Origin of the sequence: Protofrankia sp. Cj5 (assembly GCF_917627405.1) — a bacterium.
Lineage (GTDB): Bacteria > Actinomycetota > Actinomycetes > Frankiales > Frankiaceae > Protofrankia.
This window is the reverse complement of record NZ_CAKJTO010000125.1, coordinates 1-12,386: the sequence shown is the minus strand read 5'-3', so window position 1 is coordinate 12,386 and position 12,386 is coordinate 1. Positions and strand designations below refer to the sequence as shown.

Genomic DNA, 12,386 nt, shown 5'->3' with positions numbered 1-12,386 from the left:
GGTTAGCACTGGAAGTCCTTCGGGGGCTGTCGGATGCCAGGTGGATGCGTCGCGAGGCGGAGCAGGCTGTCGCGCAGGTGCATGGGGAACAGGACGCACGTGTCGAGCAGCGCGGCGAAGGTCACGGCGTTTCTGTTCGGTGGTATGGCTTGTCAGTCGCGCGGTAGCCGTCGAACTCCTCCGAAAGGGTGACCAGTTCGTCCATGGCGGCTTCGCGCGCGGCTTGGTGTCGTTCTTGGTACGTCAGCACATCGGGCAACAGGATCCGGCGGTGGCGACCGGGCTGGGTGTAGGGAATCCGCCCCTCGTCGAGCATCCTGACCAGGGTCGGGCGGGAGACGCCGAGGATGTCGGCCGCCTCCTGGGTGGTCAGCTGCTGGTGGTGCGGGGCGATGGTGACCGCTTGGCCGCGGGCCATCGCGAGCACAACATGCTGGAGCACTTCGTAGACGGCTGAGGGAAGCAGGGCGCGCGATCCGTCGGGTCCGACCAGTTCGGCGTGGTTCTCCGTACGGCTGATCCGCCCGACGAACGCGACCAGGTCGTCGAGGGACTCGTCCGGGGGGAAGGACGGTGCGCTCGGACACCCCAGCGGCCATGGTCTTCCACCTGCCGCACCACCATACGTGGATATGAGCGGTGAATAGCTTACCACGTTGGAACGCGGTGAGGAACCCCACGTTCTCCATCGAATGCGCACTGGATGGGCGGTGCTGGGCAGCACGCAGCATCTCCCTGGCTACTGCCTGCTCGTCTACGCCGGATCGGCAAACCATCTGACTGACCTTCCTCACCCAGAACGGATGGACTTCCTTTTCGACCTGTCTCTTCTCGGTGAGGCTGTCGCTCAGGTATGCGCGGCTCGCGACGAAGACTTTCTGCGAATCACCTACGAAGTGTTGGGGAACCTCTGGCCGCATCTCCACGGCCATGTACACGCGCGTTACAGGTGGGAGGAGGAGAGTCTCCGGGTCGGCCCCGTCTACCTGTATGGCGCGGAGCGGACGAAGAAGGAACACGCGATTAGCGCGGCACGCAACCAGCTTAACGCCGATCTACGAGTGGCACTATCCACCCTTACCCGCGACACATACAGCACGTGACGAGCGTCGCCGAACTCTCCCGGCGGGGGATGCACGGCCCCGGCGTTGACTCTGTTGGCCAACTTTTGGTGTTGATAGTGTCCAGCTCGTAGGTGACCTATCCTCGGCTGAGGTGTGCCATTGCCGACCGCCACCATCTATACCTGGATCTACCGGGGATGGATCACCGCTCGGCGCCACCCCGACGGCAGGTCCTGGGTCGTCGTCGCCGACGACACCGAGATGCGACGGCTACACGAACGCCGCGACGCCCGCCCGGCTACTACACCCGCGCCCGCTGGAGCGCACTTCCCGCCGAGCAGGACCATACGAGGAAGGAACCCAGACATGAGAAACGACCACGGCTTGAGGGGCATCACCGGTGGCTCATCTCCACCTCAAAGTGATCATGGTAGAGGCGGATCGGTTCGGCGGCCGGGACCGACGGGCCGCCCGCGGTCGTGACCAGCAGGTAGTGCTCGGTGCGCCGGGTGCCAGCGGTGGTGGTCACCGTGATCTCGCAGCGGATCACCCGGAGCTCGACCGGGCCAATCGACGCCGTCGCCTGTCGCGATCAGTCGCTAGAAGCCATACTACGATATGGATCTGTCACGTTAGGGCACGCGGTGCGCCGGAGCGTGCTCACTACAGCAATCCAGGTCAAGGAGGAGCTGCAGCGACGTCTCTACGAGATCACGCGGCTCGCCGTCCATGTCGGCCACGAGAGTTAAGAGATCCTGATGGTGATCAGAATTCCAGTCAGTGACCTCGACACAGTCGCCGACACCCCCACGCCCCGTAGAACAGTCACCCGGCACCCTCACCGCGTGGATGCTGTCCGTGCCCCCGGGGAGGCTCGTACAGCATCCACACTGCATCGCGGCCCGCTCGATCTGGTCGTAACGGCACGGCGACCTGTGTGTATGGGGCCGCGGAACCGCGAGGGAGCCCCGGGCAGGGGTGATAGGCGGTACGTGTACGTGGTCACGTGCCCCGGCGGTACGGTCTCGTTCGCGAGGTCGTGCCGCAGATCGGGCAGAATGGCACTGGGAGGTGGGCCGTGCATGAGGTGATCGAGGAGAGTCGGCCGGAGATCGAGGCCTTGTGTCGGACGCTTGGCATTCGCCGCCTCGATCTGTTTGGTTCGGCCGTGGGTGACTCGTTCGACCTCGACTCCAGTGATGTTGATGTGTTGGTGGAGTTCGATGTCCGGCCGGGATTCGACTATTTTGGGTCGTACTTCGGTCTGAAGGAAGGGCTTGAGCGGCTCCTCGGCCGCCCGGTGGATGTCGTCAGCGTCACGGCTATCCGTAATCCGTACTTCCGTGACCGGGTGATGCGGACCAGGGAAACCCTGTATGCGGCCTGATCCGCGAAAGTATCTGTGGGACGCGTTGCGCGCAGCAGAGCTGGTTCGCAGGGCGGAATCAAGCGGTCAAGGCGACACATGCCTTTGGATGCCTCTTTTTTCAAAGTCGTATTTATGGTGAATAGCCATCAAAGCTACCCGTCCTCAGCGCGCCCATATCATTCCTGATGTTTCGGACACCACAGAGCGTGATCGCCGCAGGTCGGTGGTTGCCTGGCCGCCGACGGGAGGTACCGGCGGGAAGCGGCTCGCCGCCGGGTCCGTGGCGTTCGTCCGGTTCGACTGCGTAGCGCATCATGTCCTGTTGGACATCGACATCGACATCGACATCGGTGGCGGTGGCGGTGGCCGCGGCTCGGGTCCACCGCTCATGCAGCCGGGTGGTGACCCGCGCCACGGTATCGAAGTACCTGCGCAGGTAATCGGCGTGCAGGCTCTGCATGGCCAGCCGTCGTAGCCGCCGCCACTGCTCGCCCTCGGCGGAGAACGCACCAGTGATACCCAACTCGGCCAGTACCGACTGGATCGCGCTTAGTGGTCGCCGCCGGTACCCGTCCGGGCGCTGGCGCAGCATTGTGTTGACGGCCTCGACATCGGCCACCGCCAGCGCGTCCCGACGGCCCATGCGGATGCGGTACAGCGGGCCGTACTGGTCGGCCCAGCCCTCCAGCACCGCGCTGAGACGGGTCAGGTCGAGCTGGTGCGGATTACCCAACAGCGGCAGTCCACGCGGGCCAGCACAGTCGGCGATCTCGCGTGGGGCGGCCGCGAGCTCACTCATACCGTCGCCAGGACAATGCGGGTGTTGTTCCGCTACTCGAACCATGCTCGGCGCAGGACAGCCGAGGCATGAGCCACTCCTTGGCGGTCAGACAACTGAGTGTATGCGGCGGGCCGATGGATGTCTCGACACTCGGTCGGCTCCGCTCACCCCGGAGCTGGGCTGGGCGAATTGGCGGCGTGTGATAATCGACACATCCCATACGTCACCGCCCAGCTTCTCGTAATGTCCCGCTACCACCGGGCATCTCCTCTTCAGCACGATGGCATGCTGCGTCGGGTGGCACGGGCAATGCGAGAGATGCAGGTGACGGTCGCCGCGGCGGCTGCCGGGGATGAGCGCGCGCTCGACCAGTTGGTCGAGGCGTACCTGCCGCTGGTCTACAACATCGTGGGCTGGGCGATGACGGCCCACGCCGATGTCGATGACGTCGTCCAGGAGACGATGCTGCAGGTCATCCGTGGTCTACCCGGGCTGCGGGATGCGCAGCGGTTCCACCCATGGCTGATCGCGATCACGATGCGGCAGGTACGCGGACGGTGGCGAGCCCCCGCCGACACCGCGGAGCTGCTCGATGTCGCCGGTCCGGGAGCCGACTTCGTGGACCTCGCCATCGCCGGCCTGCAGCTGACCGGGCAGCGCAGGGAGCTCGCGGAAGCGGCGCGCTGGCTTGACGGTGATGATGTGGAGTTGCTGTCGCTGTGGTGGCTGGAGTCGGCCGGTCAGTTCACCTGCGGCGAGCTGGCCGACGCGCTGCGGTTGAGCACGCCGGATCTTACGCTCCGGGTGCGCCGCATGTGCGCCCAGCTCGACGCTGCCCGAGCGATGATACGCGCGTTGCACGCCACAGCGCGGTGCTCCGTTCTCGACGAACTCCTTCTGGGCTGGGAGGGTCGGCCGAGCAGCTTGTGGCGCGAACGCCTTGCCCGCCACACCCGGGAATGCCTGGAGTGCGACCGCTGGTGCGCGGAACTGGTCCCGACCGAGCGGCTGCTGGTCGGCGCAATGCTCGTGCCTGTCCCCGCGGGATTGACGGCGAAGGTTCTCGGCCAACCGGGCGGCGGCATTGTCGGCGGGGGCGGCGACAATGCGAGCGCCCGCTCCGGCAGCACGACCGACGCAGCGCTCCTCCGCGCCCAGCCCAGGGGGATGGCGCTGAGTAGGCGGCGCGCCGTCGCGGTGATAGGTGTCGCGGCCGCCGGCGGGGTCGCCGCCGTCACCGCCGCCGTACTGAGCGGACGGCGCGAGAAGGTGCCGGGCTTCGTCACGACCGGCACCGCACCGACAGGCGCCGCTGCCGACACAGCGGTGCCGACCTCGGGCGCCTCTGCTTCCGGGTCGGCGACCCCGTCACGCAGCCCGTCACCGAAAGCCGCCGATCCTGGGGCCGATCCGGGCGTCGATCCTGTCTTCATCGGAGACCCCGACCTGAACCGTTCGGAGACGTACCGCTACCAGGTGACCAAGCCCGGCGACCACACACTCCCGGCCGGCACCGTCGCCGTGCAGTATGACGTGTCGAAAGCTGCCGCCTCGCCGCTGAAAGGCCAGCTGGCGCAGATCCGCGACCGGCTGGCCCGCGGCAGCGGGCTGGCCCTCTACCTCACCGGAGGCACCGCCCTCAACGACACGGACCTGACGGCACTACAGACACTGCACAAGCCCGAAACCAGCGGCGGTCTCGACCTGACCAACCTGCGCCGGCTGCACGTGTACAACCTGCGTTCGCTGCAAGGCGGCCGGGAGTGCACACCCACCTCGGGCCTGGCCTGCGCCGGCCAGACCGCACGAGGCGGCGACTGGCCCTACCTGTGGTACAACGGCTGGTGGGACACCTGGGTCAAGGATCTCGTCCTCGACGACCTCGACGAGGTCAAGGACGGCACCTTCAGCAACCACAACTTCGCCAGCGTCAGTCTGCGCGGCGCCCGCACAGTCGGCGTGATGGCCTTCGGTCACGCCCCGTACGCGCGGCTCGCCGTCGTGTACCTGCCCAGCGCCATCACCATCGGCAGGGACGCCTTCCGACGCAACCAGTACCTGCTGAAGGTGAACCTGCCACGTGCGGTGACAGTGGGCGACTTCGCGTTCGACGACACTTCACGGTTGCAGTACTTCGCCGCCCCGAACCTCGAATCGATCGGCCGAAACGGGCTCAACGACACACACGCGCTGCGCGCCGTGCATCTGCCGAGCCTCACATACATGGGGATCAACTGCTTCGACCTCAACGGCGACGCGGCCCAGGGGACCGGAGTGAAGGTCCTGCGCCTGCCGAAGCTGCAGACGCTGGACAAGAACGCCATTACCGGCTTCGCCACCCTGCAACAGGTCTGGGCACCGATGCTCACCACCGCCTGGCACTACTCCATCACCAACAACCCCAAGCTGCTGTCGGTGTACGCGCCCGGCCTGCGCAAGCTCGGGCCGCACGTGTTCACGAACAACGTGGCGCTGCGCGCCGTGTACCTCGGCACGCAGCCGCCGGCACAGGATCCCACCGCGTTCACCGGCACCGACGCCGCCAAGCTCACGCTCTACCACCCGCCCGGCAAGGCCGCGTGGCGCGCCTTCCGCCCTGCGGGAAACCCGGCCCTCCGCGTGGTCGAACAGTAGCCCCACGGCAACCGTGGAAGACCCCGCATGAAGCGGTCGACGGTGGTGGACGGCATCCCTTGGGCCTTCTTGGCGAACTCCTCGGCCTGAGCACCGTGCGGGACTGTAAAACCAACGGTGTAACTCTCCTGTCGCACTCTGTGCATAGGTGCAGGTAGAGGAGGCACCAGATGACCAGCATGACGACAGATCCGGCAGCGGAGACCATCGCGGGCGAACCAGCAGCCGCCAGCGCCGAGAGCGACGCTGCGGTGCTCGACGAGGAGCTCGCGCGGCGTCTGGTCGAGCAGGCGAGGGCCGAGGGGTGTCGCTGACCGGCTCAACCGTGATCTGGTGGGCAACCCGCCGCCGGTCCCGATCGGGGAGGGGCGGGCGGTGGGGCGGTGGACCTACTCCAACGTCCGGGACGTGGTGACCAACCCGAAGTACACCGGGCACATGGTGTGGAACCGGCGGGCACGCAAGGGCAACGGGAAGAACCGGCTCAACCCGGTGGGGGAGTGGGTGTGGTCACCGGTGCCGGTGCATGAGGCGCTGGTCGATCTGGAGTCGTTCGTGCTGGCCCAGCAGGTGGGTCTGCGCCGGGAACGGTCGCGTACCGCGTCGGGGGTGAACCGGCATCCGCAGAGCCGGCGGGTGTACCGGCTGCGCAGCTACCTGTTCTGCGCGCTGTGTGGGCGGTGCATGCTGGGGAAGTCCGTCCGGGACACCCCTACTACGTGTGTTCGCCGAAGAAGGGCTACAACCCGCCGGGACATCCAGCCATCTCCAGTTTCTGGATCCGGGAGGAGGCGCTGCTTGCCGGTCTCAGCGGTTTCCTCGCGGAGCGTGTCTTCGGCCACTACCGGCGTGATCTCCTCGGTGCCCAGCTGAACGGGCTCGTCGCCGGCCGGCAGCGGGAACGCGACCGGCGGCTGGGTGCCCTGCGCAAGGCGCTGGCCGAGACCGAGAACAAGAGGAAGCGGCTGATCCGCAGCCTGGAGGTGGCCGAGCCGCCCGACCCGGAGCTCATCCGGGACATCAACGAACGCCGCGCCGAACTGCTCGCCGAACGCGGGCAGCTGGAACGGCGGATCGCCGAGGTTGAGGAGGAGGTGCACCAGGCGCCGAACCCGGCTCTCCTGGGTCAACTACCGGTCAGCGCGGTCGACCTCGCTGAGCTTCCCGATCCGCTGTCCCGGCGCCTGTTCGAGGCGCTGTGTCTGGAGATGCACTACAACCACGAGACGAAGATCGTAACCTGCCGGATCACCCTGTCCGGCGAGACGATCCGCGCCGTCGCCGACACCAGTACGGAGGCGGTTGTGCTCCCGCTATCCGACCCGCAAGCGGTGCGCCATACCGAGGAGACGAAGATGAAGACCTACCATGATCTCCCACCCGCAACCTTCTGCGTTGTGCCCCCGGTGGGATTCGAACCCACACTGTCGGTGGTTTGAGCACCGTCTCTCTGCCGTTGGAGTACAGGGGCATACTGCTTTTACTGTATGATCATCAGGTGCTGAGGGTGACCGGCTGTTGGGTTATCCAGCTACCGGGCTGGCCGATATGCAGGTAGCGCTTCCTTGACGACTCTAGCCGGGTAAGGTGCGGATCGACCGACCGCCCCGGTGTTACGGCGGGTCAACGGCATCATCCTAGCCCTGCGAGCCCAGGAGTCCGACCCGATGAGCCAGCCATCCTCGACCCCCCGCCGGGTGCTGATCGCCGAGGACGAGGCGCTGATCCGTCTTGATCTTCGTGAGATGTTGCAGGAGGAGGGCTACGAGGTGGTCGGTGAGGCCGGTGACGGCGAGATGGCCGTCAGCCTTGCCACCAAGCTTCGGCCCGACCTGGTCATTCTTGACGTCAAGATGCCTCGTATGGACGGGATCGAGGCCGGTGGGCACATCGCCAAGGAACGCATTGCGCCGGTGGTGATCCTGACCGCGTTCAGCCAGCGAGAGCTCGTGGAACGAGCCCGTGAGGCCGGGGCGATGGCCTACGTCGTCAAGCCGTTCCAGAAGAAGGACCTGCTGCCGACGATCGAGATGGCTGTGAGCCGCTTCACCGAGATCGTGAGCCTGGAGGCCGAGGTCGAGGATCTACAGGGCCGCCTGGAGGCTCGAAAGATCATTGAGCGGGCCAAGGGGGTCCTGCAGACCGAGCACGCGATGACCGAGCCGGACGCCTTCCGCTGGATCCAGCGCACCTCGATGAATCAGCGGCGCACGATGCGCGCGGTGGCCGAAGGCATCCTGTCTGGCGAGGCATTGCCCGGTGAGGCCATACCCGGAGCGTGATCGACTGGTCACCGCCCACCCGGCGGGGACACCGGGTACCGCCCACGCGGGCGCTGGTTGCCGCGCTGGTCGCCCTGATCGTTGCGGCGGGGGCGGTCGGGGCGGCGTACGCGGTAAAATTCAGCACCGCACCGTCTGCTGGTAGCCCGTCGCGGCCGCAACCGCGGACGGCCACGCTTGGGCTGATGGCTCCGCTGTCCGGAGATCTCGCCTCGCTGGGCGGCGCGGTCCGCAACGCCGTGCGGCTCGCGGTCGACGAGGCAAACGCGGACGCGGCGATCCCCGGCTGGAAGATCCGTCTGAGCCTTCAGGACGACCTGTCCCGGCCGGACGGAGGCGCCCGGGCAGCTGGTGAACTGGCCGCTGACGAAACGGTGATCGGCGTCGTCGGGCCGTTGAGCTCTACGGTCGCCATGGTCGCTGTGCCTACGCTGAGCGCCGCCGGGATTGCCGTGGTCTCCCCGTCCAACAGCCGCCCTGAACTCACGGGCCTCGCGGACGCGACCGCGGCCACCAGCGCCACCGCCCGGAGCCGGCCGTATCCAGGTTACTTCCGGCTGAGCGGCACCGACGTCCTGGCGGCTTGGACCAGCGCCGAGTACGCCGTGACGACCATGGGCCGCCGCCGGATCACGGTGGTGGACGGTGGCCCCGGCTTCGGTACCTCCCTCGCGCAGCGATTCGCCTCCGACGCCCGCCAGCTGGGCGCCACCGTCACGGGAATACACAAAGTCCACGGCAGCCTGGATGACGAGTCCGAGGTGGCCTCGGTAGTCGAGAGGGTACGTGCCGAAGCCCCGGACCTGCTGTACGTGGCGACGGGCTTCGCCTTTGCCGCGCAGCTGCGTACCGAACTGGCCGGTCAGGGCCTGGCCGTCGCTGTTCTCGGTTCCGACGGGCTGGGCGACCCTCGTTATCCCGAGCAGGCGGAGGGCGCCGCTGAGGGAGACACAGTCGTCGATCTCGGCGCGCCGCTTTCCGAACTGCCGCGGGCCGGCTCGTTCGCCGCGGCCTACCTGCACCGATGGGGTGGCCGCGGCAACCGGGACGCCGGCACCCGCATCGCTGATCCGGCCGTCTCGGCCACCTCTCGTGCGCTCGGCTCCGGCTCCGGCCTCGGCTCCGAGGCTGGTCCGCCGGCCGTCATCCGCGGTGACGGCTCGGCCGTGACCGGTGACCCGGGCCTTGCCGTCCCCCCGCCGACAGCGGCCGCCGATGTGATTCCGTCCGTCGCCGCGTACGCCTACGACGCCGCCGGTGTGCTGTTGCGGGCGGCCAGCAGTGTTCTGCCAGGCCGGCCCGGCGTGAATGGCGCTGCCAGGGCCGCTGTCATCGCCGCGCTGAGGCAGGGCCGCTTCGTCGGGGCCACCGGCGAGGTCGGCTTTGATGCGTGGGGTGACGCGGTGGCGCCGCTCGTGACCATCTATGCGGTGCGCAACCGGGCGTTCGTGGTGCTGCGGGTGCGCCGGCCGTAATCCGCGCGGTCCGCGCGGTCCGGGCCGTCCGGGCCGTCCGCGCCGTCCCGAACGTGCGCGGCTCGACCCGGCGGCCGGGCCGGCGATCCGGCCGCACGCCACGATTTCGTCCGACAACTTCCGTAACACGCCATAACCGGAAAACTGTGACGACACGGGCGTTCTCAGCTTTCAGTTGCTGCTCGTAGCGACTACGTTTCCGACAGTATGGCCAGCAAGCTGGGCAGAGCAGGCGCGGTGGATGGCGGCGGCCGCGTGGCGTGGGTGCGGCGTGAGGCCGTCGTGCGCGGCACCGGTCGGATGACCTTTCTGTTGGGAGAGCTGGCATCCTTCGCGTTATGCTTGATGACGATTTGCCTGAATTGTCTTACTAAAATGGATGAAGGGACACGGTATGGCGAGGCGGACCATGGCGGCGGGAGCCGCTGGATTGCTTGCGATCGCGCTGACCGTCGGCGCGTGCGGGGGAGGCTCCTCGGGAAGCGGGCGCCCCGAATACATCATCGGCTTCCAGGGGCCGCTGTCGGGCGACAGCTCGCAGCTCGGCATCAACGCGATCAACGGCCTGCGAACCGCGGTCGATCGCGCCAACACCAGCGGCGGGCTCCCGTTCACTCTCCGGCTGGTCCAGACGGATGATCAGGGCACCCCGGAGCAGGGGCCCACCGCGGCCCAGAAGCTGATTGACAACTCGGGCGTCATCGCTGTCATCGGGCCGATCTTCTCGGGCGCGACCAAAGCCAGCGAGCCGCTTTACAGCCAGGCCAAACTCCTCTCCGTGAGCCCGTCCGCGACAAACCCGCAGCTCACCTCGCTGGGTTTTGGGACTTTTTTCCGCGTGATTGCCCCCGACACCGTACAGGGCACCGCCGCCGCGGATTACGTCGCAAAGGCTCTCAAGGCCAAGAAGGTGTTCTCCCTCGATGACAAGAGCGAATACGGCACCGGGCTGTCGACGGTGTTGAAAAAAGAGCTGGCGGCGCAGGGGGTGAATGTCGTGAGCGATGGCATCAACCCGACGAAGGACTACACATCCGAGGCAACGAAGATAATTTCCGAGCAGCCGGACGTGATATTCTACTCCGGCTATTATGGGGAATTCGCCCTATTGACCAAGGCGCTGCGGGCCAAGGGCTTCACCGGGGCAATCATGAGCGGAGACGGGTCGAACGACGACCAGTTCGTCACCCAGGCGGGTGCCGCGAGCGCGGAAGGCGCGTATCTGACCTGCCCATGTGGCGACGCCAACAGCGACCCGAAGGCCGCCGGCTTCGTCGCCGACTTCAAACGGGTGAACAACGGTACGCGGCCGGGCACCTACTCCGGTGAGGCATATGACGCGACGAACGCGGTCATCGAGGTCCTGCGTAAGCTCGGGCCGGGTGCCAGCCGTGAGGCTGTTGTCCGGGCCTTCTCATCCGTTGATTTCGAGGGAGTCACCAAGCGGATCGTGTTCCAGCCCAACGGCGAGGTCGCCGGTTCGACCGTCTACGTCTACCGGATCCGCGCTGGCAAGCGGGAAGTGCTTGGGACCACCGCGGAGCTGATGAAAGCCTGACCCGCGTTCATGACCGCCCGCGACACCGCGCACCAGCAGTGGTTCGGTGAACCACCGGCGATTCGGGGGACATCAGCATGAGCTTCGCGCACGAGTTCGGGCAGCTGACGGTTGACGGCCTGACCATCGGTTCCCTGTACGCGGTCATAGCTCTTGGCTACACCCTCGTCTACGGGGTGCTCACGCTCATCAACTTCGCCCACAGCGAGGTCTTCATGCTCGGTGCCTTCGGCGGACTGTTCGCGGCTCGGGCGCTGCTGCCCGCGGGCGGGGCAACGCCGTCAGGGCTCACGTCCGTCGCGCTGGTAACGGTCGGGCTCGGTGCCGGGGCCGCGTCCGGCGGCTTGGCCGCGTTCGCTCTGGAGCGCGGTGCCTACCGGCCGCTGCGCCGCCGTGGCGCGCCGCGGCTGGCCTACCTCATCAGCGCCATCGGAGCCTCGCTGTTCGCGGCCAACCTGGCCGGGAAGGAGTTCGGCCGCCAGAGCGTGCCCGTCCCGGACCTGTTCACCAACGGGACCGTCGGGCGGGTCCTCGGCGCCGCGGTCTCTGTGCAGACAGTGATCATATTCGGCGTGGCGGTCGTGATGCTCGTCGTGGTGGACCGGGTGGTCGCGGTCACCCGGCTGGGCCAGGCGATCCGGGCGACGGCCCAGGACGCGGACACCGCGCGTCTGATGGGTGTCGACGTCGAACGGGTGATCGTCGCCACTTTTGTGCTCGGGGGCCTGCTCGCGGGCGCCGGTGGATTCCTTTACGCGATGACGTTCAACGCCTCCTATACGATGGGGTTTGTTCCGGGTGTCAAGGCATTTACCGCCGCCGTGCTCGGTGGTATCGGCAACGTCCGTGGCGCGGTGGTGGGAGGTCTGCTCCTTGGTCTGGTCGAGAGTTATGGCGGTTATGTGTTCCAGGCGTCCTACCGGGATGTGATTGCCTTTCTCGTGTTGGTGGGCGTCCTTCTGGTCAGGCCCTCGGGCCTGCTCGGTGAACACCGGCGCAGGGCGGCATGATCGTCGGGTGGCCGCGTACCGGCGCGGCGTTCAGCTGGGCGCGCCGGCTCGCGGTGTATATGGGTGGAGCGGCGCTGTTCGCCGTCGTGACCGGCCCGTCCGGCGACGCCGGGCATCCGCTCGCCGGGATCCGCGGATCACTGTTCGCCCCGCGTTTCGGGTTGTTCGCGGCATTGGCGGCCGGCGCCTGGGCCGCTGCCGTGTGGGCTGGGC

13 protein-coding genes, 1 tRNA gene and 2 pseudogenes are annotated in these 12,386 nt (G+C 67.3%); 10 read left to right on the top strand and 6 right to left on the bottom strand.

Translation table 11 applies throughout. The annotated features are described in order from the left end of the window. Positions 1-2: 2 nt before the first annotated feature. Both MJ777_RS22800 and MJ777_RS19935 read right to left on the bottom strand, forming a co-directional pair. Entirely contained in the window at positions 3-125 is a 123-nt protein-coding gene (locus MJ777_RS22800) for a hypothetical protein (protein WP_255724127.1), read from the bottom strand. Next, complete coding sequence (locus tag MJ777_RS19935; RefSeq protein ID WP_239377425.1) at positions 122-655, bottom strand: excisionase family DNA-binding protein; 534 nt, start codon at positions 653-655, stop codon at positions 122-124. The genes MJ777_RS22800 and MJ777_RS19935 overlap by 4 nt, the downstream gene beginning before the upstream one ends. 55 nt (positions 656-710) lie before the next feature. Between MJ777_RS19935 and MJ777_RS19930 the strand changes: the two genes are divergently transcribed. After that, positions 711-1,103, top strand: a complete 393-nt coding sequence (locus MJ777_RS19930) for an HIT domain-containing protein (protein ID WP_239308581.1) — start codon at positions 711-713, stop codon at positions 1,101-1,103. A gap of 355 nt (positions 1,104-1,458) precedes the next feature. Here the strand turns inward: MJ777_RS19930 and MJ777_RS22795 are convergent, their stop codons facing one another. Beyond that, positions 1,459-1,593 carry a hypothetical protein gene (locus MJ777_RS22795; RefSeq protein ID WP_255724126.1) on the bottom strand — a complete coding sequence of 45 codons (135 nt, stop codon included), beginning with the start codon at positions 1,591-1,593 and terminating at the stop codon, positions 1,459-1,461. Between the two features lie 549 nt (positions 1,594-2,142). Here MJ777_RS22795 and MJ777_RS19925 point away from each other — a divergent pair. Then, complete coding sequence (locus MJ777_RS19925; RefSeq protein ID WP_239308580.1) at positions 2,143-2,451, top strand: nucleotidyltransferase family protein; 309 nt, start codon at positions 2,143-2,145, stop codon at positions 2,449-2,451. A gap of 112 nt (positions 2,452-2,563) precedes the next feature. Here the strand turns inward: MJ777_RS19925 and MJ777_RS19920 are convergent, their stop codons facing one another. Next, complete coding sequence (locus MJ777_RS19920; protein ID WP_239377424.1) at positions 2,564-3,232, bottom strand: cytochrome P450; 669 nt, start codon at positions 3,230-3,232, stop codon at positions 2,564-2,566. Positions 3,233-3,499: 267 nt separating this feature from the next. Here MJ777_RS19920 and MJ777_RS19915 point away from each other — a divergent pair, with 267 nt between their 5' ends. The 3 genes and pseudogenes from MJ777_RS19915 to MJ777_RS23245 form a co-directional block, all read left to right on the top strand. Continuing rightward, on the top strand, positions 3,500-5,848 hold the full coding sequence (locus MJ777_RS19915; protein ID WP_239377423.1) for a sigma factor: 2,349 nt from the start codon (positions 3,500-3,502) through the stop codon (positions 5,846-5,848). Between the two features lie 170 nt (positions 5,849-6,018). Beyond that, positions 6,019-6,162 (top strand): hypothetical protein, encoded by a 144-nt coding sequence (locus MJ777_RS19910; protein ID WP_239308577.1) that lies wholly within the window; start codon positions 6,019-6,021, stop codon positions 6,160-6,162. Between the two features lie 19 nt (positions 6,163-6,181). Then, a pseudogene (locus MJ777_RS23245) lies at positions 6,182-6,358 on the top strand (recombinase family protein); the annotation flags it as partial. A 143-nt stretch (positions 6,359-6,501) separates the two neighbouring features. Here MJ777_RS23245 and MJ777_RS19905 read toward each other — a convergent pair. Together MJ777_RS19905 and MJ777_RS19900 are read right to left on the bottom strand one after the other, a co-directional pair. Continuing rightward, positions 6,502-6,948 carry a hypothetical protein gene (locus tag MJ777_RS19905; RefSeq protein ID WP_239377422.1) on the bottom strand — a complete coding sequence of 149 codons (447 nt, stop codon included), beginning with the start codon at positions 6,946-6,948 and terminating at the stop codon, positions 6,502-6,504. 298 nt (positions 6,949-7,246) lie between these two features. Continuing rightward, a tRNA-Leu gene (locus tag MJ777_RS19900) sits at positions 7,247-7,319 on the bottom strand. A 196-nt stretch (positions 7,320-7,515) separates the two neighbouring features. On the opposite strand from MJ777_RS19900, the gene MJ777_RS19895 reads away from it, so the two are divergent. The 5 genes and pseudogenes from MJ777_RS19895 to MJ777_RS19875 form a co-directional block, all read left to right on the top strand. Beyond that, on the top strand, positions 7,516-8,130 hold the full coding sequence (locus MJ777_RS19895; protein WP_239308575.1) for an ANTAR domain-containing response regulator: 615 nt from the start codon (positions 7,516-7,518) through the stop codon (positions 8,128-8,130). Further along, a complete protein-coding gene (locus MJ777_RS19890) occupies positions 8,127-9,605 on the top strand; it encodes a branched-chain amino acid ABC transporter substrate-binding protein (protein ID WP_239377421.1) in 1,479 nt (492 codons plus the stop codon). The genes MJ777_RS19895 and MJ777_RS19890 overlap by 4 nt, the downstream gene beginning before the upstream one ends. Positions 9,606-9,999: 394 nt before the next feature. Continuing rightward, entirely contained in the window at positions 10,000-11,163 is a 1,164-nt protein-coding gene (locus tag MJ777_RS19885; RefSeq protein ID WP_239308573.1) for a branched-chain amino acid ABC transporter substrate-binding protein, read from the top strand. A 77-nt stretch (positions 11,164-11,240) separates the two neighbouring features. After that, a complete protein-coding gene (locus MJ777_RS19880) occupies positions 11,241-12,173 on the top strand; it encodes a branched-chain amino acid ABC transporter permease (protein ID WP_239308572.1) in 933 nt (310 codons plus the stop codon). Beyond that, positions 12,170-12,386: pseudogene (locus MJ777_RS19875) on the top strand (hypothetical protein); the annotation flags it as partial. The gene MJ777_RS19880 and the pseudogene MJ777_RS19875, both read left to right, overlap by 4 nt.